Origin of the sequence: Pseudomonas rhodesiae (assembly GCF_013285305.1) — a bacterium.
Lineage (GTDB): Bacteria > Pseudomonadota > Gammaproteobacteria > Pseudomonadales > Pseudomonadaceae > Aquipseudomonas > Aquipseudomonas rhodesiae.
Window position 1 is genome coordinate 5,203,362 of sequence record NZ_CP054205.1, and the last position, 24,308, is coordinate 5,227,669.

The window sequence follows — 24,308 nt, forward strand, 5'->3', positions numbered from 1 at the left end:
TCCACTCTAGCATAGCCGTTGCAGGCCATTGGACACCATTGAAATAAATTTTTGAAAGGCTCTAGATCAAGGCTTTCAGCACTGTTTTTCAGGGTTTCAGGCAGCAAAAGAAACTCGGCGGGTGCGACAACATTCAGCCACCGCCCGAAGGCCACGCAAAAAGCGTTTGGTGGTAAGCTCGCCCACCATGAATATCTACAGCTCTCGCCCTGTTGTCCTCTGTCTCTCCGGCCATGATCCCAGTGGTGGCGCCGGCTTGCAGGCAGATATCGAAGCCCTGCTCGCCCAGGGTTGCCATGCGGCTCCGGCCGTTACCGCGCTGACCGTGCAGAACACGGTGAACGTCAGCGACTTCCGCGTGCTCGACCGCGAGTGGGTGCTGGCCCAGGCCAACGCCGTGCTCAGCGACTCCGAGGTGGCGGCGGTCAAGCTGGGCATGCTCGGCTCCACCGCGATGGTCGACACCGTGGTCGAGCTGCTGCAGGCGCACCCGCACCTGCCGGTGGTCTGCGACCCGGTGCTGCGCGCCGGCGGCGGCGGTAGCCTGGGCAAGGACGAAGTGGGCTACGCGATGCGTGAGCGGTTGTTGCCGCTGTCGCTGATCGCCACGCCGAACCTGCCCGAGGCACGTATCCTCGCCGAACTGCCCGAAGGCACGGCGGACGAGTGCGCCGACAAGCTGCTGCCGTTTATCAAACACCTGTTGATCACCGGTGGTCATGGCGACGAGCATGAAGTGCACAACCGCCTGTATAGCCGCGACGGCACGCGCCAGACCTTCACCTGTCAGCGCCTGCCGGGCAGCTATCACGGTTCGGGCTGCACGCTGGCCAGCGCTTTGGCCGGGCGTCTCGCCCAGGGCGAGGGCCTGGTCAGCGCCGTGCAATCGGCCCTCAACTACACTTGGCGCACGCTGCGTGACGCCGAACAACTCGGCCAGGGCCAGTTCGTACCGCGCCGGCTGCCGCTGGATTTCTGCTCGTAGGCGCCTGCTCGCCACTTCAAGGGACATGCCCGATGAAATTACGTGGCCTTTACGCCATAACCGACGGCCAACTGTTGGCCGGCAAATTCCTCGCCTACGTCGAAGCGGCGTTGGACGGTGGCGTGACCCTGCTGCAGTACCGCGACAAAAGCAGCGATGACGCGCGCCGCCTGCGCGAAGCCGAAAAGCTGCGAGAACTGTGCTCGCGCTACAAGACCCAACTGATCATCAACGACGACGCCGAACTGGCCGCGCGCCTGGGCGTCGGCGTGCACCTGGGCCAGACCGACGGCCCGCTCACCCCGGCCCGTGCGTTGCTCGGCCCCAAAGCCATTATCGGCGCCACCTGCCACAGCCAGATCGAACTGGCCGAACAGGCCGCCAAAGAAGGCGCCAGTTACGTGGCGTTTGGCCGCTTCTTCAATTCCAACACCAAGCCCGGCGCCCCGGCCGCCACGTTGCAGATGCTGGCCGAAGCGCATCAGCGCCTGCATGTGCCCATCTGCGTGATCGGCGGCATCACCCTGGAGAACGCCGAACCGCTGGTGGCCCAGGGCGCCGACCTGCTCGCCGTGGTCCACGGCCTGTTCGGTGCCGACAGCACCCAGGAAGTGACGCGCCGCGCCCGCGCCTTCAACGACCTTCTTAAATCTTCAGTTTAGAGAGCCCGCTCATGTCCCGTTCCGAAACCCTGTTTGCCAATGCCCAGAAACACATCCCCGGCGGTGTGAACTCCCCCGTGCGAGCGTTCAAAAGCGTGGGCGGCACGCCGTTGTTCTTCAAACATGCCGAAGGCGCCTACGTCACCGACGAAGACGACAAGCGCTACGTGGACTACGTGGGCTCGTGGGGCCCGATGATCCTCGGCCACAGCCATCCGGACGTGCTGGACGCCGTGCGCAAGCAGTTGGAACACGGCCTGTCCTATGGCGCGCCGACCGCCATGGAAACCGAGATGGCTGACCTGGTGTGCTCCATCGTGCCGTCGATGGAGATGGTGCGCATGGTCAGTTCCGGCACCGAAGCCACCATGAGTGCGATCCGCCTGGCTCGCGGCTTTACCGGGCGCGACAGCATCATCAAGTTCGAAGGCTGCTACCACGGCCACTCCGACAGCCTGCTGGTCAAGGCCGGGTCCGGCGCGCTGACCCAAGGCGTACCGAGCTCGGCCGGTGTGCCGGCGGCGTTCGCCAAACACACCCTGACCCTGCCCTTCAACGACATCGCCGCCGTAGAGCACATGCTCAGTGAAGTCGGCCAGGACGTGGCGTGCATCATCGTCGAGCCGGTGGCGGGCAACATGAACTGCGTACCGCCGGCGCCGGGCTTCCTCGAAGGCCTGCGCGAGCAATGCGACAAACATGGCGTGGTGCTGATCTTCGACGAGGTGATGACCGGTTTCCGCGTCGCCTTGGGCGGCGCGCAGGCGTACTACGGCGTCACGCCGGACCTGAGCACCTTCGGCAAGATCATCGGCGGCGGTATGCCGGTGGGCTGCTTCGGCGGCAAGCGCGAAATCATGCAGCACATCGCCCCACTGGGCCCGGTGTACCAGGCCGGCACGCTGTCGGGTAACCCGCTGGCCATGGCCGCCGGCCTGACCACCCTGCGGTTGATCAGCCGTCCGGGCTTCCACGCCGAACTGACCGACTACACCACCCGTCTGCTCGACGGCCTGCAACAGCGTGCCGATGCGGCCGGTATCCCATTCGTCACCACCCAGGCCGGCGGTATGTTCGGCCTGTATTTCAGCGGCGCCGACGATATCGTCACCTTCGACGACGTGATGGGTAGCGATGCGGACCTGTTCAAGCGCTTCTTCCACCTGATGCTCGAGGGCGGGGTTTACCTGGCGCCAAGCGCGTTCGAAGCCGGTTTCACCTCCATCGCCCATGGCGACGCCGAGTTGAAACTGACCCTGGATGCCGCTGAACGCGCCTTCGCCGCTCTGAAATAAACATTTGAAACCGGTAGGCGCCACCCCAGTGGCGCCTGATGGACTACTTTGCCTACGGATATTTCCGAGTTTTTTCGAGAAATAACCTGCAATCCGGCAGATAACTTGCCCAACCAGCAGAAAAACGAGTAAAGACTTTGTAAGCAGGGGCCTGCTTATTTCATAATGCGCGCTTATTGGATCCCACGAGGGTCCGCGCGCCCCGTCAGAGGTAAGTCGATTCCCATGAAACGCACCGGCCGCACCCTGGTTCTGGGCTGCCTGTTGCTCCTTCAGCCGCTGCTGGCACATGCACAAGCAGGCGGCAACTCGTTGTTAATCCCAGCGATGGGTCGTTGCACCCTCAATACCCAGCCAGACAGCCAGGCCGAAGCGCTGAGCGCGTGCCAGAAACAGGCCGACGACGGGGATGCCCAGGCGCAATACGAGTTGGGCGAGTACTACCATGACAGCAAAAACCCCGCTCGCGACCTCAACAAAGCCCTGAGCTATTTCGAAAAAGCGTCGTTACAGGGCCACGCGCAGGCGCAATTCGAGCTGGGCAACATGTTCTTCCACGGTGAAGGTGTGCCGGCCAATAACGTCCAGGCTTACATCGTGTTGAAAATGGCGGCGGTCAACGGCGCCGAAGACGCGCTGGACACCGCCGACGAAGTCGCCGAACACATGCAGCGCGATGAACTGGAAGTGGCTACCCAGGTACTGGGACAGATCTTCCGCAAGTACCTGCTGGAATTGCAAAGCGCCGACGGGCGTTCGCCCTTCTCGCCCCTGCCTTGATTCCATTCTCGGGCGAGGGAACTTGCTCCCTCCCCGCAACAGCCTTACTTCTCAGGCATCGGCATCGGAAACGGCATGACATTGCTCATGCCCCGTGCTTCGCTGATCTTCGGTGTACCCAGGCGCTCGACTTCATCGATGCGCACGATCGAGTGCATCGGCACAAAGCTGCGCACCACACCTTCGAACTGCGCCTTGAGCTTTTCCTCGCCCGGATCGACGACCAACTGGGTGCGCTCGCCAAAGACGAACTCTTCCACTTCCAGGAAGCCCCACAGATCACTTTGATAGATCTGCTTGGCGTACATCTCGAACACCTGGCCCTGGTTGAGGAAAATCACCTTGTAGATTGGAGCTTCACGTTTGGTCATGGTGGGCGAATAACACATCGGGGATATAAAAGAGGGCGCGAACTATAGCATGGCACCCGATGCACAGCGCTAGGAACCAATGGGCATGCCCCCTATAATGCGCGGTTCTTTACCACCAGTTGACGATTCCCATGGCCAAGAAGCTTTACATCGAAACCCACGGTTGCCAGATGAACGAGTACGACAGCTCGCGCATGGTGGACCTGCTGGGCGAACACCAGGCCCTGGAAGTCACCGCCCGCGCCGAAGATGCCGACGTGATCCTGCTCAATACCTGCTCGATCCGCGAACGGGCCCAGGACCGTGTGTACTCGCAGCTGGGTCGTTGGCGCGAATTGAAACTGGCCAACCCGGACATGGTGATCGCCGTCGGCGGTTGCGTGGCCAGTCAGGAAGGCGCTGCGATTCGCGACCGCGCGCCCTATGTCGACGTGGTTTTCGGCCCGCAGACCCTGCATCGCCTACCCGAGATGATCGACGCCGCGCGCACCAGCAAGCTGCCGCAGGTTGACGTGTCATTTCCTGAAATCGAAAAATTCGACCACTTGCCCGAGCCGCGCATCGACGGGCCCAGCGCCTATGTGTCGGTGATGGAAGGTTGCAGCAAGTACTGCACGTTCTGCGTGGTGCCCTACACCCGTGGCGAAGAAGTCAGCCGTCCATTTGACGATGTGCTGTCGGAAATCATCCACCTAGCCGAGAACGGCGTGCGCGAAGTGACCCTGCTGGGTCAGAACGTCAACGGTTATCGCGGCCAGACCCACGACGGGCGGCTGGCGGACCTTGCCGAACTGATCCGCGTGGTCGCGGCGGTGGACGGCATCGAGCGCATCCGCTACACCACCTCGCACCCACTGGAATTCTCCGACAGCCTGATCCAGGCCCACGCCGAAGTGCCGGAACTGGTCAAACACCTGCATTTGCCGGTGCAATCGGGCTCGGACCGCATTCTGGCGGCCATGAAGCGCAACCACACGGCCCTGGAATACAAATCCAAGCTGCGCAAATTGCGCGCGGCTGTACCGGGGATCTGCATCAGCTCGGACTTTATCGTCGGTTTCCCCGGCGAAACCGAGAAAGATTTCCAGCAAACCATGAAACTGATCGAAGACGTCGGCTTCGACTTCTCCTACTCGTTCGTCTACAGCCAACGCCCCGGCACCCCGGCGGCGGACCTGGTGGACGAAACCCCGGAGACCGTGAAAAAAGAACGCCTGAATGCCCTGCAACATCGCCTGAATCAGCAGGGCTTCGAGATCAGCCGACAAATGGTCGGTTCGATCCAGCGCATCCTGGTCACCGACTATTCCAAGAAAGACCCCGGCGAACTGCAAGGCCGCACCGAGAACAACCGGATCGTCAATTTCCGTTGTGATAATCCAACGTTGATCGGTCAGTTTGCCGATGTGCACATCGATGCGGCGCAGCCGCATTCGTTGCGCGGCTCGCTGGTGCAATAAACGTGGGAGGGGGCTTGCCCCCGATGGCGGCGAATCAGACCACTCATTTTATTGCCGGCACACCGCTATCGGGGGCGAGCCCCCCACCTACATTGCAACCGTGCAACATTCCAATGACGTAAGTGCTTTCGTACCCGCGTCACTGGCGTTATCCTCTCTTTCACTTAAACAGCCAAAGGGCGGCTAAAAGCAACCTTGAACGCACCCATAGCAGAACCCCATCGTTTTCTCCTCGAGCCGTTTGAGGCTCGCCGTTTCGCCAATCTGTGCGGACAGTTCGACGAGCACCTGCGCCTGATCGAACAACGCCTGAGCATCGAGATCCGCAACCGCGGCAATCAGTTCGAACTCATTGGCGCCCCCCAGCACACCACGTCCGCAGAAAACCTGTTGCGCCGTCTCTACCGCGAGACGAAGGGCAGCGAGTTGTCACCGGAAACCGTGCACCTGTACCTGCAGGAATCGGCCGTGGAAGACCTGGCCAACAACCCTGTAGCCGAAGCCAGCGTGGCCCTGCGCACCAAGAAAGGCATGATTCGCCCACGCGGCTTGAATCAGCAGCGCTACGTCAAGGAAATCCTCGGCAACGACATCAACTTCGGCATCGGCCCGGCCGGTACCGGCAAGACCTACCTGGCCGTGGCCTGCGCGGTGGATGCTCTGGAACGCGAGCAAGTACGCCGCATTCTGCTGGTACGCCCAGCGGTCGAGGCCGGTGAAAAGCTCGGTTTCCTGCCCGGTGACCTGGCCCAGAAGATCGACCCGTACCTGCGCCCGCTCTACGACGCGCTCTACGAGATGCTCGGCTTCGAGTACGTGGCCAAGCTGATCGAGCGCCAGGTGATCGAGATCGCTCCGCTGGCCTACATGCGCGGCCGTACCTTGAACAACAGTTTCATCATCCTCGACGAAAGCCAGAACACCACCGTCGAGCAGATGAAGATGTTCCTCACCCGTATCGGTTTCGGCTCCACGGCCGTGATTACCGGCGACGTCACCCAGGTCGACCTGCCCAAGGGCACCAAGTCCGGCCTCGCCCAGGTGATCGAGGTACTCAAGGACGTTCCGGGTATCAGCTTCACGCACTTTATGCCCAAGGACGTGGTGCGCCACCCGCTGGTGCAGCGCATTGTCGAAGCCTACGAGCGCTTCGACCATCGCGATGGTGCCCCGGCCAAGGACGTTCGCGGCGATGCTTGAACTGGATCTACAGCTGGCCACCGACGCGCCAGCCCCCAGCGAGGAGCAGTTTCGCCAATGGTGTGCACTGGCACTGCGCCAGCGCAGCGCCGACTCGGAGCTGACCATCCGTCTGGTGGGCGAGGCCGAGGGCCGCGAGCTGAACCACACCTGGCGCCACAAGGACTACGCGACCAACGTGTTGTCCTTCCCCGCCGATGTTCCCGACGAGTTGCTGGACATTCCATTGCTGGGCGACCTGGTGATCTGCGTCGAAGTCGTCGAGCGTGAAGCCAGGGAACAAGGCAAGGAACTTGAGGCGCATTGGGCCCATCTAGTCATCCACGGCTGCTTGCATCTCTTGGGTTACGACCATATAGACGATGACGAAGCCGAGGAAATGGAAGCACTGGAACGAACGTTGCTTGCGCAATTGGGTCATCCCGACCCTTATGCCGATGACGAAGCTTAAAAAACACTCAACTGTAACAACAAAGGATTCAGAGTAATCGCTATGAGCGAAGACCGATCGAGCAACGGGCAGAAGTCATGGCTGGGTAAACTGACCCAGGCTTTTGCCCACGAGCCGAAAAACCGCCAGGAGCTGCTGGAGCTGCTGCGCGAGGCCCATCAGAACAAGTTGCTGGACAGCGAAGCGCTGGCCATCGTCGAAGGCGCGATCCAGGTGGCTGACCTGCAGGTCCGGGACATCATGGTCCCGCGTTCGCAGATGATCAGCATCAAGGCGACCCAGACCCCACGGGAGTTCCTCCCGGCCGTGATCGACTCGGCGCACTCGCGCTACCCGGTGATCGGCGAAAGCCATGACGACGTCATGGGCGTGCTGCTGGCCAAGGATCTGCTGCCGCTGATCCTCAAAGAGAACGGCGACAGCTTCAACATCAAGGACCTGCTGCGCCCGGCCACCTTCGTGCCCGAGTCCAAGCGCCTGAACGTGCTGCTGCGCGAATTCCGCGCCAACCACAACCACATGGCCATCGTGATTGACGAATACGGCGGCGTGGCGGGCCTGGTGACCATCGAAGACGTACTGGAACAGATCGTCGGCGACATCGAAGACGAACACGACGTCGAAGAAGACAGCTACATCAAGCCCCTGCCCAGCGGCGACTTCCTGATCAAGGCGTTGACGCCGATCGAGAACTTCAACGAGTTCTTCGACAGCGAATTCTCCGATGACGAGTTCGACACAGTGGGCGGTTTGGTGATGAGCGCGTTTGGCCACCTGCCCAAGCGCAACGAAACCACCGAAATCGGCGCCTATCGCTTCCGCATCCTGAATGCCGACAGCCGTCGTATCCACTTGATTCGCCTGACACCTATCGCCCGCTAAGGACTGACATGCGCCGTCTTATCGCACCCGGCTGGCCCGGTAACCTGCTGGCCGTGGTGGCCGGCGCCATCACTACCCCGGCGCTGGCGCCGTTCGATTTGTGGCCATTTGCGCTGGTGGCCGTCGGGCTGTTCTATATCGGCCTGCGAGAGCTGACACCGCGCCAGGCCTTGGGGCGTGGCTGGTGCTTCGGTTTCGGCCTGTTCGGTGCCGGCACCAGCTGGATCTACTACAGCATCCACCACTTCGGCGGCGCTTCGGTGCTGCTGGCGGGGTTCCTGATGCTGTTGTTCACGGCCGCCATTGCCTGGTTCTTCGCCCTGCCCGCCTGGCTGTGGGCACGCTGGCTGCGCCGCAACGAAGCGCCGCTGGCCGACGCCCTGACATTCGCCGCGCTATGGGTGGGTCAAGAGGCCTTTCGCGGCTGGTTCCTCACCGGTTTCCCATGGCTCTATTCCGGCTACAGTCAACTCGATGGCCCACTGGCAGGGCTGGCCCCGCTCGGCGGGATGTGGCTGATTTCCTTTGCCCTGGCGCTTACGGCTGCGGTGCTGTGCAACCTGCCGCGCCTGCTGGCCGCCAAACGCAATGGCTTTGTCGCCGCGGGCCTGGTGCTGCTGGTCGCGCCATGGGGCATCGGGCTGGCGCTCAAACATCATGCCTGGACCGAGCCATCCGGCGCTCCGCTGAAGGTGGCCGCGATCCAGGGCAACATCGAACAGAGCATGAAGTGGGACCCGCAGCAGCTCAATGCGCAATTGGCGCTGTACCGCGACATGAGTTTCAGCTCCAAGCCTGTGGACCTGCTGGTCTGGCCCGAAACAGCGGTGCCGGTGCTCAAGGAGTCGGTGGAGGGTTACCTGGGGATGATGGGGCGGTTCGCGGCCGACCGGCATACCGCGCTGATTACCGGCGTGCCGATTCGTCAGGAAGTCCACCACCAGAAGCGTTACTTCAACGGCATCACCGTAGTGGGCGAAGGCGACGGCACCTACCTGAAGCAAAAACTGGTGCCTTTCGGTGAGTACGTACCGTTGCAGGACATATTGCGCGGGCTGATTGCGTTCTTCGACCTGCCGATGTCGGACTTTGCCCGCGGCCCCTCCGACCAGGCCATGCTGCAAGCCAAGGGTTATCAGATCGCCCCGTTCATCTGCTACGAAGTGGTTTACCCCGAGTTTGCCGCTGGCCTTTCAGCCCAGAGCGACCTGTTGCTGACCATCAGCAACGACACCTGGTTCGGGCGCTCCATCGGCCCTCTGCAACACCTGCAAATGGCGCAGATGCGTGCGCTGGAAGCAGGGCGCTGGATGATCCGCGCCACCAACAACGGCGTGACCGGGCTGATCAACCCGTTCGGACAGATCACCGTGCAGATCCCGCAGTTCGAACGCGGCATCCTGTATGGCGAAGTAGTGCCCATGCATAACCTGACGCCGTACCTGCAATGGCGTTCGTGGCCGTTGATCATCGTGTGTCTGGGGCTGTTTGGCTGGGCGCTGCTGGCGGGCCGCCTGTCGAAAATCGGCTGACAAGAGCCCCACCCGCAGGCAGGGCTTTCTCCGAGGAGAAAGCCCTTGCACCTACCTTAGCGTCATGGCGATTCTGCCGGTGATTGCCATGCCCGACCCAGCCAGTTTCACGCGTCGCCCGTAATAATCCATGTGACCGTCGACAACGGCCAGCATATGGCCGGGGGTATACATCGAGCCCGTTCCGCCCTTTCGTAGCTCGCGCATCGACGCGGCGACCATCTGGTGCTTCAGCCCCAGCCGCCGTAATGCTTCACCTGGATAATCACCTGAGCTGAGCATTTGCAGCGCCGAGGCAAAGGTTTCACTGCTGCGCTCGTAAAACTTATCGAGCTGCATGCGTTTGGCGCTGACCGCATATAAAAACTGGGCGTTAACCAGCACATCATTGGAGCCGTCGCCTATAAATCCCGAAGCGGCGGCAGCCTGCCGGATTTCGTCATGAGTAATGAAGAGCTTATAACCGTCCCTCATCCTCACATTGAACCCGTCAGCCGTTGCCTCTATTTTTTTATAGATATGATGAGGGTTGTGGCCAAACTTCATCATGGCCAGTTTAATCGCCGAAATAACCACTGAATTTCCACTGCCGCCCTGGTAGAAATCGCGGAAGATATTCGTGGGGATAACGCTGGGTGAATCCGCATCGCCCTTGATCAATGAATTGCCGGGCTCTGCTCCGTTGTCGAGGCTGGCATACGCCTGGTTTGCGGACGGTCTATTGAGAGGCGACCGGTACGATGAATAGGTGTTTTCGTTATTGTTGCGCTGGGCGGTGACAGGCTGACCGTAACGCCCTTCGTAAAAACTGTTAGCGACTCTGGACACGCTCATCAGCAGTATTCCTTACTCACTTGATTGGTTTAGATCAGTTTGGCGCCATAACGCCAATGAAAGTCCTTATAGACGCTGGTCTTGGTGCCCCACATATCAAGCGCGCCATCGACTACCGCCATTTGGTGCGGCCCATTGCAGAGAACTCCGATGGCACCCTCGGCCAGTTCCCTCACGGTGGTAGGCGCCATATGCGCCCGCAATCCCAGGCGAATAAGCCCCTCGCCCGCAAGCTCTCCATCGGCCAGCGTCACCATGGCATCCTCGAAGCTCTCTTCGGCGTTTCCGTCATTGTTTTCAAGCTGCGCTCGTTTGGCACTGACGGCGTATAAAAACTGCGCATTGATAAGAACATCCTCCGAGTGGCCCGGCCTAAGTCCGGCACCTTCTTGAGCCTCTTCCAATTCCTCAAAGGAAATATGCAACTTAAAAGAGTCCCGCATGGTGACTTCAAAACCGTCCTTAACTTCGGTGATTTGCTTGTAGATGCCATGAGGGTTATGGCCGAACTTAGCCATGGCGGCCTTGATTGCACTGACGGTGACGCAGTTACCCACCCCTTCCTGGAACGCCCCCCAAATATGGGTCGGTTTTATGCCGGCATTCTCCGCGTTGCCCCGGATAAATTTTCGATGCGGCGTCTCGGGAACATCTGAACGCGAATCTACGCCGAGCGCCGAGCGTTCCAAAGGCGGGCTATGGGGCTGATGCACTGATCGTGTTTGATCAGGGATCAACTTAGTAGCGGGTAATGTCCTGTGCTGCTGCCCACCCATGCGTGCGGACAGCGTAGTGATCATGTTATTTAACTCGCGCAACATGTCAGTGATCGCGGAGAACGAAGCCTGGGCATGGGGAGCCGCACTATTGGCTGCTGCGGCATCGGGGCGCGCGGCCCTGTCGAACACCCCTGCCCCGTGCGGCCTTTCAGGCGCCGCCCCCACATAACTTTTATGCACCTCAGCCTGATAACGCCCGTAGTAACCATTTACGGGGCTGGCAACCGAATGACTCATACCTTTTTCTCCCTGGTTTTCATTAACAGCCACGGCCAGCCAAGACTAACCGGCACTCATCAACAGCTAGCTCTAATAACCCTTGAAATGTCTTCCATCAGAGGCTCAGTAATTATGTTGCCGTACCTTTCTTTCACGAGGACCTTTGGCCAATTCAGTGGTGCTGATCGCGTCGCGCAATCCAAGCGCCGCCAGAATTTCATGTTTGTTCGTATTAAATGGCGTGAGCGCTAATACACCGGCATAGGTGCGCATTTTCGGAACTTTTTCAGCAGATGAGCGCGTCCAAGGTTCATTGTCCGCGAAGTGCTTCGCTTGCTCAGTCAAATAGATGCGCTTGCACAGAACCCCAAATAAAAATGAAGCATCGTTCACCATGCCTTCGTCGAACCCCACAAACCCACAGGCCTTGGACGCCAAGTGCAACTCTTTATGAGTGATGTTCAACGCGACACCATCTTTCATAATGATGTCGTACCCGCCAGGCACGGCCGTTACTTTTTCCAGGACACTGTCCACACTCTGGCCATACTTCGACATGGCCAACTTAATGACTTCCAAATAAGGAACACGGCTGTCATGGCCCAACCACGGGTACGGCTTGTATTGCCAGGACACCCCCGCTTTCAGATCATCCGGTTTTTGCCCCTTGGGTTTTCCAGACAACTCCATCGCCCAATCGTCTTCATTGATCACTTCGCTCCATATCCGCCGCCATTCATAATCCTCAAGTGCAACGCCCGCGCCGCCATGCTTGCCATCAGCGAAGTCCAGCGCATCAAACGGATCAAGCTCCTCGTCAGCCACAGGCAAGCGGTCCACGAGGTGCCTGACCTTGATATCAACTGCTGGTCGCGCTTCGAGTTCGCGCGGTTTGGGCGGGATAATCGAGGCTGGCTTGGGCGCTACGTCGTTTGCGGGCGCCGGCAATATCGCGTCGGCATCCAAAAACTGTTTCAAGCTGTCGGTAACGTTTTTCAATAACAAAAGCAACGTCGTCAGCGTTTGACCTAATTGCGCGTCGTCCTGTTTTAAAGGGCCAAGAACGTCAGGGCTGTAAGCCGTGAAATGCTCACCTGGTTTCGCTGACCAGTTTCCCGCTCCAGCTGTAGCAGGAGCCTCTTCACCGACAAAGGCATTACCCAAACGGCTTATTCGGTGATTATTTGCTGCTGATAATATATTCACACAACTCCGCCTCTCTAGCTCAGTTAGCACATAGCTCGCCACGGAAACACCTGCGACAACTTAATGCACGAGGGGAGCGATTAATTCACCCCGCAAGTTTAATTTGTCGCACTGCGCAGCGTCAGTGTTCGCACAGACTAGTGGTAGCCAACTTATTAAAAATTCCACCTTATCAACGCACAAAAAATTACGGCGCGCAGCGAACCCGCACAAGCAAAAACAACTTACTCATACAACAGCTTTTAAATGACCATGCATTAATCTAAAACTTACATAACCAAGAGTTACGAATCGCCATAAACAGTCAATCAACATAACAACGAAAAGTTATTAGCTCATATTCATCACACAGTACCTAAGGCACTACGCACACCAGAGCGGCCTACATATCTTACAAACAAAAAGACGTCTGACTGCTTGCGCCATAAGGCCAGTTAGAACATTGCGTTCATACCGAAAACTGACCTTCTCTAAATCAGCCCAACGGCTGATTTCTTATGACGCAATTCAGCGATAAAACAATCGATACCCCACCTGCCCGACCGCTTCGTTAATCAACTGCCCGCTCTGCCACACCGATTTGAATTCCGGCATCCAACCGCCCAGAGGACGGGCATTATCCACCCCCAAAAAACCGACCGGGGCCGGTACGACGGTGAAACCGGCCTTTTCAAAGCTCCACACCGAGCGCGGCATATGCCAGGCCTGGGTGACCACGACCACGCGCTTGATACCCTCGGGCAATAGAATCTCGGCACTCATCTGCGCGTTCTCCCAAGTGGTACGGCTGCGTTCTTCCTTCCAACGCACCGTGACGCCAAAGTCATCCTGCATCGACACCGCCATCAACTGCGCTTCGCTGGGGGGCGTGCCGTAATGCAAACCTCCGGTGGTCAGTACCGGCAACCCTGACGCTTTGGCCAAGCGCGCGGCGTAACGCTGGCGTTCCAACCCGATGCCCGTAGGCTGATCGGCGCCCCACGCGGGATCGCCTCGCTCACGCCCGGAACCCAACACCACGATGGCGTCGGCGCGTTGGGCCAGGGTTGACCAGTCCTCACGAGCCAATGGCGGCTCGGTCTCAAGCGCACGGGCGCCCCACTCCACCATCACGGGCAGGCTGATCAACCACATACCGCCCAGGCCCAGGGCAAAGCAGCAACCGGCCAACTTCGGGCGGCTACGGCGAAACCACCAGCCAAGCGCCAGCAGCAGCAAGAGAATGCCGGGCGGCAGGAGCAGTTGTTTGATGAAATAACGAATAGGCATCGGGCATCTCCACAGATGCCCGAAGCCTAAGGTGTAACGGGGTCTAGCGGCAATCTAGAAAGTTGCACGGTGAAATGGTGCTGTTCAGGGGGGAGCGAACTACTTGCAGCGGGCGGACCGGAATCTCTCCGGGCCACGACCGGCCGGCAAATCCTTGAGCCACACCACCTTGGCAGACTGCGTGGGCTCCTTGACTGGCGGGGTTACCGCCATGGGAGGCGCACTGCACTTGTTGCGTTCCAGATAAGCCTTGATCAGTTCCAATTCCGCGCGGCTCAAACCGCGCAGTTCCAACTCCACAGGCCGCTCATCACGCAATCGGCCCGCAGTTCTCGCTGCATCCAATGCACGACCCAATCGGTCGATCAGTCCTTCGTAGATTTCCGGTTTCGTTGCGATTCGCTGCGATTCAACCATCCCCTCACCTCATTGAAGAAAGACTTGCTCCCCAATAAACAGCGTAGCCCCCGTGGCTGCGCCTGCCCGGCGCCGCGACAGACGGCCTTGGCCGCGCAATCAGGGTTTCCCTCGATAGAGTGGGGTCATGTATGCTACGGCGCTTCCTGTAACTCCACTTCCCGCAGGGTTTGGGCACGGATGCGGCGCTTTTGGGTGTCGATCTACCCGGACAATGCACCGAAGAGGATTAGGCCACCCCTATTCAGTTCAAAAAGTAGCCATGCACGAACAATATCAGCCCCGTGAAATAGAAAATGCCGCCCAAGCCTTCTGGGACGAGCAGAAGTCCTTTGAAGTCAGTGAACAGCCAGGCAAGGAGACTTTCTACTGCCTGTCGATGTTCCCTTACCCCAGCGGCAAGCTACACATGGGGCATGTGCGTAACTACACCATCGGCGACGTGATCTCCCGTTACCAGCGCATGCAAGGCAAAAACGTCCTGCAACCCATGGGTTGGGACGCCTTTGGCATGCCGGCGGAAAACGCCGCGATGAAAAACAACGTAGCGCCCGCCAAGTGGACCTACGAAAACATCGCCTATATGAAGACCCAGCTGCGCAGCCTGGGCTTGGCCGTGGACTGGTCCCGTGAAGTGACCACCTGCAAGCCGGACTACTACCGCTGGGAGCAATGGCTGTTCACGCGCCTGTTCGAAAAAGGTGTGATCTACAAAAAGAGCGGCACCGTGAACTGGGACCCGGTCGACCAGACCGTACTGGCCAACGAGCAGGTGATCGACGGTCGCGGCTGGCGTTCCGGCGCGCTGATCGAAAAGCGCGAAATCCCGATGTACTACTTCAAGATCACCGCCTACGCCGATGAGCTGTTGTCGAGCCTGGATGATCTGCCGGGCTGGCCGGAACAGGTCAAGACCATGCAGCGCAACTGGATCGGCAAATCCAAGGGCATGGAAGTGCAGTTCCCGTACAACGTCGACTCCATCGGCGAAGCGGGCACCCTCAAAGTGTTCACCACCCGTCCCGACACCCTCATGGGCGCGACCTACGTCGCCGTGGCCGCCGAACACCCGCTGGCCACCCAGGCCGCGCAGAATAACCCTGAGCTGCAGGCATTCATCGCCGAATGCAAAGGCGGTAGCGTGGCCGAAGCCGACGTCGCCACCCAGGAGAAAAAAGGCCTGCCGACCGGGTTGTTCGTCGAGCACCCGCTGACCGGCGAGAAGTTGCCAGTATGGGTCGCCAACTACGTGCTGATGCACTACGGCGATGGCGCGGTAATGGCCGTGCCGGCGCACGATGAGCGCGATTTCGAATTTGCGACCCAGTACAACCTGCCGATCAAAACCGTAGTGCGCACCAGCTCGGGCGACAGCAACCCGGCACCATGGCAAGACGCGTATGGCGAGCACGGCACCCTGATCAACTCCGGCGAGTTCGACGGCCTGGACTTCGCCGGCGCCTTCGACGCCATCGAAGTGGCGCTGATCAAGAAAAACCTCGGCGCTTCGCGCACCCAGTTCCGCCTGCGCGACTGGGGCATCAGCCGTCAGCGCTACTGGGGCTGCCCGATCCCGATCATCCACTGCGCCAGCTGCGGCGACGTGCCGGTGCCCGAAGATCAACTGCCCGTAGTGCTGCCGGAAGACGTGGTGCCGGACGGCGCCGGTTCGCCCCTGGCGCGCATGCCCGAGTTCTATGAGTGCAGCTGCCCGAAATGCGGCCAGCCGGCCAAGCGTGAAACCGACACCATGGACACCTTCGTCGAGTCCTCGTGGTACTACGCGCGCTACGCCTCGCCTCACTACGAAGGCGGCCTGGTAGAAAAAACCGCAGCCGACCATTGGTTGCCGGTCGACCAGTACATCGGCGGTATCGAACACGCCATTCTTCACCTGCTGTACGCGCGCTTCTTCCACAAGCTGATGCGCGACGAAGGCCTGGTCACCTCCAACGAGCCGTTCAAGAACCTGCTGACACAAGGCATGGTAATCGCCGAGACCTACTATCGCCGCGAAGCCAATGGCGCCTACACCTGGTTCAACCCGGCGGATGTAGAGCTGGAACGCGACAGCAAAGCCAAGGTCATCAGCGCCAAACTGATCGCCGACGGCCTGCCGGTGGAAATCGGCGGCACCGAGAAGATGGCCAAGTCGAAGAACAACGGCGTCGACCCGCAATCGATGATCGACCAGTTCGGCGCCGACACCTGCCGTCTGTTCATGATGTTCGCCTCGCCGCCCGACATGAGCGCCGAGTGGTCCGACTCTGGCGTGGAAGGTTCGCATCGCTTCCTCAAGCGCGTCTGGCGTCTGGCCCATACCCATGTCAGCCAGGGTCTGCCGGCCAAGCTGGACGTGGCCGCGCTGAACGACGAGCAGAAAGCCATTCGCCGCAGCATCCACCTGGCCATCAAGCAAGCCAGCCAGGACGTGGGCCAGAACCACAAGTTCAACACCGCCATCGCCCAGGTGATGACCCTGATGAACGTGCTGGAAAAAGCCCCGCAGGTTACCGAGCAGGATCGCGCGCTGGTACAGGAAGGCCTGGAGACGGTCACCCTGCTGCTGGCCCCGATCACGCCGCATATCAGTCACGAACTGTGGAGCCGCCTGGGCCACAGCGACGCGGTCATCGATGCGCGCTGGCCGGTACAGGATGACAGCGCCCTGGTGCAGGACACGTTGCAACTGGTCATCCAAGTCAACGGCAAACTGCGTGGTCAGATCGACATGCCAGCCAGCGCCAGCCGCGAAGAAGTCGAAGCGGCCGCGCGCAGCAACGAGAATGTGCTGCGCTTTACCGAAGGCCTGACGATCCGCAAAGTGATCGTTGTGCCAGGCAAACTGGTCAATATCGTCGCCAGCTAATCGGATCGGGCGCAGGGCTTGAGCCCTGCGCCGAACTAAACCTTCAGGGCCGCGATAAGGCCCGCCTGGTTTCAAGGGGAGCAACAAAATGATCAAACGCAACTTGCTGGTTATGGGCCTTGCCGTGCTGCTGAGCGCTTGCGGCTTCCAGCTGCGCGGCACGGGCACCAATGACCTGTCCATCAAAGAATTGGACGTCAGCGCCCGTAACGCTTATGGCGAAACCGTGACGCAACTGCGTCAGGTCTTGGAAAACAGCGGCGTGCATGTCTACACCGGCGCGCCCTACAAGCTGGTACTGGTGGACGAGAAAGAAACCCAACGTAACCTGAGCTACGCCAGCGCAGGCCGTGCGTCGGACATCGAACTGAGCACCGTGCTCAGCTTTGAAGTGCAGGGCCGTGACCACCTGCCGTTGATGGATGACAAGATTCAGATCCAGAAGGTAGTGAGCCACGACGGCAACAACCTGGTGGGTTCGGATTCGGAAGTCGTTCAAGTGCGCAAGGAAATGCGTCGCGACCTGGTTCAACGCATGATGTTGCGCCTGCAACTGCTCACACCTGAACAGCTGGAAGTGCTGCAACGCACCGCTGACGACAAGGCCAAGGCGGAAGCCGACGCGCTTAAAGCGGCACAAGAGTACGAAGACAACACGCCGAAACAATCGCCTGTCGAAGTACCGGTACCAGTTGAGTAAGCCAGACGGGGCGCCCCTGGCGCCCCGTTCGCCCTGCCTATGAAACTCGCTCCCGCCCAACTCGCCAAACACCTGCAAGGTGGCCTCGCGCCTGTCTACATTGTCAGCGGTGACGACCCGCTACTGTGCCAGGAAGCCGCCGACGCCATTCGCACGGCTGCCCGCCAGCAAGGTTTCGATGAACGCCAGGTCTTCAGCGCGGATGCCAGCTTCGACTGGGGCACCTTGCTGCAAGCCGGTGCGAGCATGTCGCTGTTCGCCGAAAAACGCCTGCTGGAACTGCGCCTGCCTTCAGGCAAGCCCGGCGACAAAGGTGCCTCTGCCCTGATGGAATACTGCGCACGCCCCGCCGAGGATACGGTGTTGCTGATCAGCCTGCCCAAACTCGACGGCAGTGCGCAGAAAACCAAATGGGGCAAGGCGTTGGTGGAAGGCGCGCAGACCCAGTTCATCCAGATCTGGCCGGTGGACAGTAACCAATTGCCGCAATGGATTCGTCAGCGCCTGTCCCAATCGGGCCTGGCGGCGACTCAAGACGCGGTCGAGCTGATCGCGGCCCGGGTTGAAGGTAACTTGCTTGCCGCCGCCCAGGAAATCGAGAAGCTCAAGCTGATGGCCGAAGACGGGCAGATCACTGTCGAAACCGTGCAAAGCGCCGTGGCCGATAGCGCGCGCTTTGATGTGTTCGGGCTGGTGGATGCGATTCTCAACGGCGAACCTGCCCATGCCCTGCGCATGCTCGAAGGGCTGCGCGGCGAAGGGGTGGAGCCGCCGGTGATTCTCTGGGCCCTGGCCCGTGAGTTGCGGGTACTGGCCAATATTTCCCTGCAATACAGCCAAGGTACGCCGCTGGAAAAATGTTTCAGCCAGGCACGACCACCGGTATGGGACAAACGCAAACCCCTGATGAGCAAAGCCCTGCAACGGCACTCGGCGCAACGTTGGGCGCAGCTTCTGCTCGAAGCACAGCGCATCGATGCGCAAATCAAGGGACAAGCGGCCGGTTCGCCATGGATGAGCCTGAGTCGCTTGGCGCTGCTGATGTCCGGGCAACGCCTGACACTCCCCGCCGAATAGCCCTCCCATCTGTGGACCGCGTTAACATTTCAAAAACCTTGTCGGGCTTTACAGCGGCCAAACTTCGGCAGATGATTTGCGCCGTTGTAACCACCTACCGAGAGTACCGACCATGAGCAAAAAGCCATCCAAGCATGGCCCCAATAAGGCCAAATCCATCATCGCCCAGCCACTGTTCCGCAGCCGTCAGGAACGCGCCGGCAAGGGCAAAGGCAGCTACCGCCGCGAAGCCTTCCAGTCTAATAGCTGGGAGGCTTCTTACTTTCTGGCTGCCTGAAGGCAAGCGCCCCTCTGGCATGATAAGGTCTGCACCTGATTTGTAATCCCTGGACCTGTGCATGCCCTCTAGCCTTTCCCGTCGTTGGCACCTGCGCCAATTGATCGCTGCCTCCAGCCTCATTCTGCTCGTCGCCTGCGCGGAAAAACCTACCGCCGCCGACGCCCAGCCCTTGCAGACGCTTCAGCCCGCCCCTGTGGTAGCGCCCGCCGTTGTGGCTCCGCTGGCCGTGGACAACCTGGATATCCAACCGACCCAGACCTTCGCCGAATGGCAGGCTGGCTTTCGTGCAGAGGCGCTAAAGGCCGGTATCACCCCCGCTGTTTTCGATACTGCCTTTGCCAACGTCACGCCTGATATGGCGGTGATTCGCGCCGACCGCAGCCAGCCGGAATTTTCTCGCCCGGTGTGGGAATACCTCGACGGCGCCCTGTCGCCGGTGCGCGTGCGCAATGGCCAGGCGCTGCTGATCAAGTACGCCGATATTCTGCAACGCATCGAGCAACGCTACGGTGTCGACCGTCAGGCGCTGGTCTCGGTGTGGGGCATGGAGAGCAACTTCGGCCAGTTCCAGGGTAACAACTCGGTGATCCGCTCCCTGGCGACCCTGGCCTACGAAGGCCGCCGACCGGCGTTTGCCCAGGCACAATTGCTGGCGGCCCTGCAGATCATCCAGCATGGCGATATCGCAGCCGACCAGATGAAAGGCTCCTGGGCCGGGGCCATGGGCCAGACCCAGTTCATTCCCACCACCTACAACACCCACGCCGTGGACTTCGACGGCGACGGCCGCCGCGATATCTGGAACAGCCCGGCCGACGCCCTCGCCTCCACCGCGCACTACTTGCAAAGCTCCGGATGGCAGAAAGGGCAGCCGTGGGGCTTTGAGGTCAAACAACTGCCAAGCAACTTCGATTACGCCCTGGCCGACGGCGGCACGCGCAAGACCGTTGGCGAATGGCTGAAACTGGGCCTCCAGTTGCCGCCGGGCGCCAGCATGCCGCCCAATGTCGACCAACTGTCCGCCGCCCTGCTGCTACCTGCGGGCTACCGTGGGCCGGCGTTCCTGGTGCTGGACAACTTCCGCGCCATACTCAAGTACAACAACTCGTCGTCTTATGCACTGGCGGTTGGCCTGCTGTCCGAACGGTTCGGCGGTGGCGGTGTGATTCGTGGCGATTGGCCCAAGGATGAACTGCCCCTGAGCCGTTCACAGCGCATTGAGCTGCAAACGGTACTCAGCGCTAAAGGCTACGACGCGGGCAACCCGGACGGCATCATCGGCGCCAATACCCGCAAGGCCATTCGCGCGGCGCAACAGGCACTGGGCTGGCCGGCGGATGGGTATCCGACGGTGAAGTTGCTGGAGTCGCTGCAAAACCACTAGATCGGCTGATGGCGGCTAATGCTATCGGGGGCAAGCCCCCTCCCACAGTTGACCGAGTTGTCATGTCGATCACTGATCAATGTGAGAGGGAGCTTGCCCCCTCCCACAGCTGACCGAGTTGTCATGTCGATCACTGATCAATGTGAGAGGGGCTTGCCCCCTCCCACAGCTGACCAAGTTGTCATGTCGATCACTGATCAATGTGAGAGGGGCTTGCCCCCTCCCACAGCTGACCAAGTTGTCATGTCGATCACTGATCAATGTGAGAGGGAGCTTGCCCCCTCCCACAGCTGACCAAATTGTCATGTCGATCACTGATCAATGTGAGAGGGAGCTTGCCCCCTCCCACAGCTGACCAAATTGTCATGTCGATCACTGATCAATGTGAGAGGGAGCTTGCCCCCTCCCACAGCTGACCGAGTTGTCATGTCGATAACTGATCAATGTGAGAGGGGCTTGCCCCCTCCCACAGCTGACCGAGTTGTCATGTCGATCACTGATCAATGTGGGAGGGGGCTTGCCCCCGATGGCGGTTTAGCAAGAGACCCCAGATTCAGAGTGTAAAGACCACATCCTGCTCCAACATCACCCGCTGCTCCCCCGCATCCAGCCGCACCCACGCGCCCATCGGCAGGGTCAGGTTCGGATCGCAATGTCCACTGCGCCAGCCGGCCAGCACCGGAATGCACAACGGTTCAAATGTCTGTTTGAGCAGGCGCTGCAGCGCGACGTTATCCACTCCCGCCACGTCCCCGACCAGCACCCCAGCTACCTGAGCCAACTTGCCCGCCAGGCGCAAATGCGTGAGCAGACGATCGATGCGGTAGATCGGCTCGTTGACGTCTTCGATAAACAGGATGATGCCCTGCGCGTCGATTTCGTAAGGCGTGCCCATCACCGCCGCAATCATCGACAGGTTGCCCCCCAGCAAGCGCCCACAGGCGATGCCAGGCTCAATGGTGGTCAGCGGGTAGGCCGCAGGGTGCGTGATGAGGTTGCCCGCGCCCAGTTGACCACGCAGCAGGCTGAACAGTGAGGACTCGGTGGGTTGCTGCTTGTCGCCCAACAGGTCGGCATTGAGCATTGGCCCATGAAACGTCACGAAGCCCGCGTAGCGGTTGATGGCCAGGTGCAAGGCGGTGATGTCGCTGTAGCCGACGAAGGGTTTGGGGTTGGCGCGCAGCAGGTCGAAGTCCAGACAGTCCAACAGCCGTGGCGTGCCATAGCCGCCCCGCAGGCAGAAGATCGCATCGATTTCAGGGTCGGCGAAGGCGGCGTGCAGGTCATGCAAGCGCACCTCATCGCTGCCGGCAAGGTAGCCGTCGCGCTCATACACCCCTGGGAAAATCCGCAGGTCGTAGCCGCGGGTGCGCATCCATCGGCTGGCCTTTTCAACGTCCAGCGCTGCGGGGCCGGCGGGAGCGATCAGGGCGATGGTGCCTTCAGAACGAAGGGCTGGAACGGCGGTTGTCATACACAACTCTCCCTGGTTAACGCACAACGAAATGTGGGAGAGGGCTTGCCCCGATAGCGGTGGATCAGCCAGCACATGAGTGACTGACCTATCGCTATCAGGGGCAAGCCCCCTCCCACATAAGCCCCTCCCATTCCGGATTTAAACTCCGATCAGGAGATCAGGCTTGCCTTGACCAGCTTGGCCTGCTCGTCGGCGTGGTACGAAGAACGCACCAGCGGGCCCGATGCCACGTTTTTGAAGCCCATCTTGTAGCCTTCCTCGGCGAACCAGGCGAAGGTGTCCGGGTGCACGAAACGCTGCACCGGCAAGTGGTTACGCGATGGTTGCAGGTACTGGCCCAAGGTCAGCATGTCGATGTCGTGTTCGCGCATGCGCTTCATGACTTCGATCACTTCTTCATCGGTCTCGCCCAGGCCCAGCATCAGGCCGGATTTGGTGGGGATGTGCGGCATCATCTGCTTGAACTTCTGCAGCAGGGTCAGCGACCACTGGTAGTCCGAACCGGGACGCGCGGCCTTGTACAGGCGTGGCACGGTTTCCAGGTTGTGGTTGAACACATCCGGCGGCTCGGCGGCAGTGATTTCCAACGCCACGTCCATACGGCCACGGTAGTCCGGCACCAGGGTTTCGAGCACAACGTTCGGCGACAGTTTGCGAATTTCGCGAATGCAGTCGGCAAAGTGCTGGGCACCGCCGTCACGCAAATCGTCGCGGTCCACCGAAGTGATCACCACGTACTTGAGTTTGAGGTCGGCGATGGCGATGGCCAGGCTTTCCGGCTCGTTGACGTCCAGTGGCTTCGGCCGGCCGTGGCCGACGTCGCAGAACGGGCAACGGCGGGTGCAGATGTCACCCATGATCATGAACGTGGCGGTGCCGCCGGAGAAACACTCACCCAGGTTCGGGCAGGAGGCCTCTTCGCACACACTGTGCAGCTTGTGTTTGCGCAGCAGGGCTTTGATACGGTCGACTTCCGGCGAGACAGGGATGCGCACGCGGATCCAGTCAGGCTTTTTCGGCAGTTCGGTGGTAGGAATGATCTTTACCGGGATGCGTGCAACCTTCTCGGCGCCGCGCAGCTTGACGCCGGCTTCCACCTTGGCACGCGGGGCCGGGGCCGGACGCTCGGTTACGTCCAGTGTCGGGATCATGGTTTGCACTGCATCAGTAGTCATAGTCAGTCGATTCCGCCCGTGAGGGTCGTCTGCTCAGCATAGTCGAGGTGTTTGACGAGCTGCGCGCGCAGCCGGGCACTTACCTCGGCAAATTTAATCGGTGTCACATGCTCGCTCAGCTGTGTCATCGCTAACCCGGCATAACCGCACGGGTTGATGCGCCGGAAGGGCGCCAGGTCCATGTCCACGTTCAGGGCCAGGCCATGAAAGGAACAACCGTGGCGAATCCGCAGCCCCAGGGAAGCGATTTTCGCGCCATCCACATACACCCCCGGAGCATCGGGCTTGGCCGCGGCGGTGACGCCGTAACTGGCCAATAGCTCGATCAGGCACGCCTCGATACGGCTGACCAGATCACGCACACCAAACCCCAGCTTGCGCACATCCAACAGCAGGTAAGCCACAAGCTGACCGGGGCCATGGTAAGTCACTTGGCCACCCCGGTCGACCTGCACCACCGGAATCTCCCCCGGCAGCAGCAGATGTTCGGCCTTGCCGGCCTGGCCCTGGGTGAACACCGGTGGATGCTCCACCAGCCAGACCTCATCCGGCGCCGAGGTGCCGCGCTCGTTGGTGAAGCGCTGCATCGCATGCCAGACGGGCTCGTAGGCCATCTGGCCAAGTTCACGAAAGCCCAGGACCTGCGACATCACAACACCATGTGTACGAAGCCGGTGGCCCGCAGTTCACTGTTGATGTTGTAGAGCTGGTCCTGATCCGTCGCCACGATGTGCAACTGGATCGTGGTGTATTTACCGTTGGTACTGGAGCGCTCGTCCACACGGTTGTCGTTGATCGTGGCGTGTTTACGCACGATGTCGAGGATCTTGTCTTTGTTGCCAACACCGGTATCGCTGATCACCTTGACGGGATAATCCGTCACCGGGAACTCGATCTTAGGCGCCTTCACTTCTTTATCGGTCATGGCAGAACGGCCTCGTAAGCGGTAAGCCGTGGCGACGGCAAAGCCCCGCGTCGGTTCAACGCGGGGCTTTGCAGGTGCA

The 24,308-nt window shown here is 60.2% G+C and carries 24 protein-coding genes; 14 read left to right on the forward strand and 10 right to left on the reverse strand.

Annotation, left to right across the window (positions count from 1 at the left end):
• The first annotated feature begins 187 nt into the window (after positions 1-187).
• The 4 genes from HRH33_RS23525 to HRH33_RS23540 all read left to right on the forward strand — a co-directional run bounded on the left by HRH33_RS23525 (position 188) and on the right by HRH33_RS23540 (position 3,722).
• On the forward strand, positions 188-985 hold the full coding sequence (locus HRH33_RS23525) for a hydroxymethylpyrimidine/phosphomethylpyrimidine kinase (protein WP_034100888.1): 798 nt from the start codon (positions 188-190) through the stop codon (positions 983-985).
• A 32-nt stretch (positions 986-1,017) separates the two neighbouring features.
• Positions 1,018-1,647, forward strand: coding sequence for a thiamine phosphate synthase (gene thiE, locus HRH33_RS23530; protein ID WP_167418197.1), 630 nt, complete (start codon positions 1,018-1,020; stop codon positions 1,645-1,647).
• Between the two features lie 11 nt (positions 1,648-1,658).
• A complete protein-coding gene (hemL, locus tag HRH33_RS23535) occupies positions 1,659-2,942 on the forward strand; it encodes a glutamate-1-semialdehyde 2,1-aminomutase (RefSeq protein ID WP_034100890.1) in 1,284 nt (427 codons plus the stop codon).
• Between the two features lie 225 nt (positions 2,943-3,167).
• Positions 3,168-3,722 (forward strand): tetratricopeptide repeat protein, encoded by a 555-nt coding sequence (locus HRH33_RS23540; RefSeq protein WP_034100891.1) that lies wholly within the window; start codon positions 3,168-3,170, stop codon positions 3,720-3,722.
• A gap of 44 nt (positions 3,723-3,766) precedes the next feature.
• Here the strand turns inward: HRH33_RS23540 and HRH33_RS23545 are convergent, their stop codons facing one another.
• Complete coding sequence (locus tag HRH33_RS23545; protein ID WP_003215457.1) at positions 3,767-4,093, reverse strand: DUF1820 family protein; 327 nt, start codon at positions 4,091-4,093, stop codon at positions 3,767-3,769.
• 131 nt (positions 4,094-4,224) lie between these two features.
• Here HRH33_RS23545 and miaB point away from each other — a divergent pair, with 131 nt between their 5' ends.
• The 5 genes from miaB (at position 4,225) to lnt (ending at position 9,618) form a co-directional block, all read left to right on the forward strand.
• Positions 4,225-5,553: a tRNA (N6-isopentenyl adenosine(37)-C2)-methylthiotransferase MiaB gene (gene miaB, locus HRH33_RS23550; protein WP_034100897.1), complete on the forward strand. Its 1,329-nt coding sequence runs from the start codon at positions 4,225-4,227 to the stop codon at positions 5,551-5,553.
• A 195-nt stretch (positions 5,554-5,748) separates the two neighbouring features.
• Positions 5,749-6,753 carry a PhoH family protein gene (locus tag HRH33_RS23555; RefSeq protein WP_167418196.1) on the forward strand — a complete coding sequence of 335 codons (1,005 nt, stop codon included), beginning with the start codon at positions 5,749-5,751 and terminating at the stop codon, positions 6,751-6,753.
• Positions 6,746-7,204 carry an rRNA maturation RNase YbeY gene (gene ybeY / locus HRH33_RS23560; RefSeq protein WP_034100899.1) on the forward strand — a complete coding sequence of 153 codons (459 nt, stop codon included), beginning with the start codon at positions 6,746-6,748 and terminating at the stop codon, positions 7,202-7,204. Before HRH33_RS23555 ends, ybeY begins: the two co-directional genes overlap by 8 nt.
• 42 nt (positions 7,205-7,246) lie before the next feature.
• A complete protein-coding gene (locus HRH33_RS23565; protein WP_010206772.1) occupies positions 7,247-8,086 on the forward strand; it encodes a CorC family transporter in 840 nt (279 codons plus the stop codon).
• Positions 8,087-8,094: 8 nt separating this feature from the next.
• Positions 8,095-9,618: an apolipoprotein N-acyltransferase gene (gene lnt, locus HRH33_RS23570; RefSeq protein WP_167418195.1), complete on the forward strand. Its 1,524-nt coding sequence runs from the start codon at positions 8,095-8,097 to the stop codon at positions 9,616-9,618.
• A gap of 51 nt (positions 9,619-9,669) precedes the next feature.
• On the opposite strand, the gene HRH33_RS23575 is transcribed toward lnt, so the two are convergent.
• The 5 genes from HRH33_RS23575 to HRH33_RS23595 all read right to left on the reverse strand — a co-directional run bounded on the left by HRH33_RS23575 (position 9,670) and on the right by HRH33_RS23595 (position 14,342).
• On the reverse strand, positions 9,670-10,452 hold the full coding sequence (locus HRH33_RS23575) for a hypothetical protein (RefSeq protein ID WP_167418194.1): 783 nt from the start codon (positions 10,450-10,452) through the stop codon (positions 9,670-9,672).
• A 29-nt stretch (positions 10,453-10,481) separates the two neighbouring features.
• Positions 10,482-11,468, reverse strand: coding sequence for a hypothetical protein (locus tag HRH33_RS23580; protein ID WP_243269840.1), 987 nt, complete (start codon positions 11,466-11,468; stop codon positions 10,482-10,484).
• A 105-nt stretch (positions 11,469-11,573) separates the two neighbouring features.
• Entirely contained in the window at positions 11,574-12,656 is a 1,083-nt protein-coding gene (locus HRH33_RS23585; protein WP_167418193.1) for a hypothetical protein, read from the reverse strand.
• A gap of 507 nt (positions 12,657-13,163) precedes the next feature.
• Positions 13,164-13,925, reverse strand: a complete 762-nt coding sequence (locus HRH33_RS23590; protein WP_167418192.1) for a YdcF family protein — start codon at positions 13,923-13,925, stop codon at positions 13,164-13,166.
• Between the two features lie 99 nt (positions 13,926-14,024).
• The gene (locus tag HRH33_RS23595) at positions 14,025-14,342 is read right to left on the reverse strand and encodes a hypothetical protein (protein WP_094065985.1); all 318 of its coding nucleotides are present in this window, start codon (positions 14,340-14,342) and stop codon (positions 14,025-14,027) included.
• A 262-nt stretch (positions 14,343-14,604) separates the two neighbouring features.
• On the opposite strand from HRH33_RS23595, the gene leuS reads away from it, so the two are divergent.
• The 5 genes from leuS to HRH33_RS23620 all read left to right on the forward strand — a co-directional run bounded on the left by leuS (position 14,605) and on the right by HRH33_RS23620 (position 20,652).
• The gene (leuS, locus tag HRH33_RS23600; protein WP_167418191.1) at positions 14,605-17,211 is read left to right on the forward strand and encodes a leucine--tRNA ligase; all 2,607 of its coding nucleotides are present in this window, start codon (positions 14,605-14,607) and stop codon (positions 17,209-17,211) included.
• Between the two features lie 88 nt (positions 17,212-17,299).
• Complete coding sequence (locus HRH33_RS23605; protein ID WP_094065983.1) at positions 17,300-17,911, forward strand: LPS-assembly lipoprotein LptE; 612 nt, start codon at positions 17,300-17,302, stop codon at positions 17,909-17,911.
• 39 nt (positions 17,912-17,950) lie between these two features.
• Positions 17,951-18,988: a DNA polymerase III subunit delta gene (holA, locus tag HRH33_RS23610; protein ID WP_167418190.1), complete on the forward strand. Its 1,038-nt coding sequence runs from the start codon at positions 17,951-17,953 to the stop codon at positions 18,986-18,988.
• A gap of 112 nt (positions 18,989-19,100) precedes the next feature.
• Positions 19,101-19,265, forward strand: coding sequence for an alternative ribosome rescue factor ArfA (gene arfA, locus HRH33_RS23615; RefSeq protein ID WP_003176285.1), 165 nt, complete (start codon positions 19,101-19,103; stop codon positions 19,263-19,265).
• A 61-nt stretch (positions 19,266-19,326) separates the two neighbouring features.
• Positions 19,327-20,652: a lytic murein transglycosylase gene (locus HRH33_RS23620; protein WP_167418189.1), complete on the forward strand. Its 1,326-nt coding sequence runs from the start codon at positions 19,327-19,329 to the stop codon at positions 20,650-20,652.
• Between the two features lie 553 nt (positions 20,653-21,205).
• On the opposite strand, the gene HRH33_RS23625 is transcribed toward HRH33_RS23620, so the two are convergent.
• The 4 genes from HRH33_RS23625 to HRH33_RS23640 form a co-directional block, all read right to left on the reverse strand.
• Entirely contained in the window at positions 21,206-22,126 is a 921-nt protein-coding gene (locus tag HRH33_RS23625) for a S66 peptidase family protein (RefSeq protein WP_167418188.1), read from the reverse strand.
• A gap of 152 nt (positions 22,127-22,278) precedes the next feature.
• Positions 22,279-23,280 carry a lipoyl synthase gene (gene lipA / locus HRH33_RS23630; protein WP_162276709.1) on the reverse strand — a complete coding sequence of 334 codons (1,002 nt, stop codon included), beginning with the start codon at positions 23,278-23,280 and terminating at the stop codon, positions 22,279-22,281.
• A 26-nt stretch (positions 23,281-23,306) separates the two neighbouring features.
• On the reverse strand, positions 23,307-23,954 hold the full coding sequence (lipB, locus tag HRH33_RS23635; RefSeq protein WP_034100909.1) for a lipoyl(octanoyl) transferase LipB: 648 nt from the start codon (positions 23,952-23,954) through the stop codon (positions 23,307-23,309).
• Complete coding sequence (locus HRH33_RS23640; protein WP_034100910.1) at positions 23,954-24,229, reverse strand: DUF493 domain-containing protein; 276 nt, start codon at positions 24,227-24,229, stop codon at positions 23,954-23,956. The genes lipB and HRH33_RS23640 overlap by 1 nt, the downstream gene beginning before the upstream one ends.
• Positions 24,230-24,308: the final 79 nt, after the last annotated feature.

What these genes read in the sequence shown, in the direction of transcription:
- thiE (WP_167418197.1), top strand. Translation starts at nt 1,018, where the DNA reads ATGAAATTACGTGGCCTTTACGCCATAACCGACGGCCAACTGTTGGCC.
- HRH33_RS23625 (WP_167418188.1), bottom strand. Translation starts at nt 22,126, where the DNA reads ATGACAACCGCCGTTCCAGCCCTTCGTTCTGAAGGCACCATCGCCCTG.
- HRH33_RS23565 (WP_010206772.1), top strand. Translation starts at nt 7,247, where the DNA reads ATGAGCGAAGACCGATCGAGCAACGGGCAGAAGTCATGGCTGGGTAAA.
- HRH33_RS23640 (WP_034100910.1), bottom strand. Translation starts at nt 24,229, where the DNA reads ATGACCGATAAAGAAGTGAAGGCGCCTAAGATCGAGTTCCCGGTGACG.
- lipB (WP_034100909.1), bottom strand. Translation starts at nt 23,954, where the DNA reads ATGTCGCAGGTCCTGGGCTTTCGTGAACTTGGCCAGATGGCCTACGAG.
- HRH33_RS23595 (WP_094065985.1), bottom strand. Translation starts at nt 14,342, where the DNA reads ATGGTTGAATCGCAGCGAATCGCAACGAAACCGGAAATCTACGAAGGA.
- HRH33_RS23580 (WP_243269840.1), bottom strand. Translation starts at nt 11,468, where the DNA reads ATGAGTCATTCGGTTGCCAGCCCCGTAAATGGTTACTACGGGCGTTAT.
- holA (WP_167418190.1), top strand. Translation starts at nt 17,951, where the DNA reads ATGAAACTCGCTCCCGCCCAACTCGCCAAACACCTGCAAGGTGGCCTC.
- HRH33_RS23525 (WP_034100888.1), top strand. Translation starts at nt 188, where the DNA reads ATGAATATCTACAGCTCTCGCCCTGTTGTCCTCTGTCTCTCCGGCCAT.
- HRH33_RS23540 (WP_034100891.1), top strand. Translation starts at nt 3,168, where the DNA reads ATGAAACGCACCGGCCGCACCCTGGTTCTGGGCTGCCTGTTGCTCCTT.
- HRH33_RS23545 (WP_003215457.1), bottom strand. Translation starts at nt 4,093, where the DNA reads ATGACCAAACGTGAAGCTCCAATCTACAAGGTGATTTTCCTCAACCAG.
- hemL (WP_034100890.1), top strand. Translation starts at nt 1,659, where the DNA reads ATGTCCCGTTCCGAAACCCTGTTTGCCAATGCCCAGAAACACATCCCC.
- leuS (WP_167418191.1), top strand. Translation starts at nt 14,605, where the DNA reads ATGCACGAACAATATCAGCCCCGTGAAATAGAAAATGCCGCCCAAGCC.
- HRH33_RS23620 (WP_167418189.1), top strand. Translation starts at nt 19,327, where the DNA reads ATGCCCTCTAGCCTTTCCCGTCGTTGGCACCTGCGCCAATTGATCGCT.
- arfA (WP_003176285.1), top strand. Translation starts at nt 19,101, where the DNA reads ATGAGCAAAAAGCCATCCAAGCATGGCCCCAATAAGGCCAAATCCATC.
- ybeY (WP_034100899.1), top strand. Translation starts at nt 6,746, where the DNA reads ATGCTTGAACTGGATCTACAGCTGGCCACCGACGCGCCAGCCCCCAGC.
- miaB (WP_034100897.1), top strand. Translation starts at nt 4,225, where the DNA reads ATGGCCAAGAAGCTTTACATCGAAACCCACGGTTGCCAGATGAACGAG.
- HRH33_RS23590 (WP_167418192.1), bottom strand. Translation starts at nt 13,925, where the DNA reads ATGCCTATTCGTTATTTCATCAAACAACTGCTCCTGCCGCCCGGCATT.
- lnt (WP_167418195.1), top strand. Translation starts at nt 8,095, where the DNA reads ATGCGCCGTCTTATCGCACCCGGCTGGCCCGGTAACCTGCTGGCCGTG.
- HRH33_RS23575 (WP_167418194.1), bottom strand. Translation starts at nt 10,452, where the DNA reads ATGAGCGTGTCCAGAGTCGCTAACAGTTTTTACGAAGGGCGTTACGGT.
- lipA (WP_162276709.1), bottom strand. Translation starts at nt 23,280, where the DNA reads ATGATCCCGACACTGGACGTAACCGAGCGTCCGGCCCCGGCCCCGCGT.
- HRH33_RS23605 (WP_094065983.1), top strand. Translation starts at nt 17,300, where the DNA reads ATGATCAAACGCAACTTGCTGGTTATGGGCCTTGCCGTGCTGCTGAGC.